General features: G+C 66.0%; 1 protein-coding gene. It reads left to right on the top strand.

The annotated features are described in order from the left end of the window. Positions 1–394 (top strand): GGDEF domain-containing protein (locus J0A65_RS25840; RefSeq protein WP_206597058.1); only part of this gene is annotated, 394 nt, incomplete at its 5' end. Positions 395–447 lie beyond the last annotated feature (53 nt).

Genomic DNA, 447 nt, shown 5'->3' with positions numbered 1-447 from the left:
GGATCACTTCAAGCAGGTCAACGACCGTTTCGGCCATGACGCCGGCGACGAGCTGCTGCGCGCCATTGCTCTGCGCCTGCAGCACGCCCTGCGCCAGCCGGACCAGCTCTACCGCCTCGGTGGCGACGAGTTCACCCTGCTGGTCTCCAACGCCAGCGCCGAAACCGCTCGGATCGTCGGTGAGCGCCTGATCGCCGCACTGCGCAAACCCTTCGACATCGCTGGTACATGCATCGACTTCGTGACCCTGAGCATCGGCATCGCCCTGTGCCCGCTCGATGGCCAGGACGCGGTCACGCTGACCAAGGCGGCCGACAGCGCGATGTACCTGGCCAAGCGCCAACGCAGCCACATCGTGATCGGGCCGGCGACGCAAGGCACCCCGCAGGAGTGAGTGACTGAACTTTCACCCGCGCGCTGAAATCGGTATGGTCGCGCCCATTGACC

It is taken from the genome of Bowmanella yangjiangensis, assembly GCF_017255015.1.
Taxonomy (GTDB): Bacteria; Pseudomonadota; Gammaproteobacteria; order Enterobacterales; family Alteromonadaceae; genus Bowmanella; species Bowmanella yangjiangensis.
Note: the sequence above shows the minus strand (reverse complement) of the source record. Positions and strands in the feature narration are given on the sequence as shown.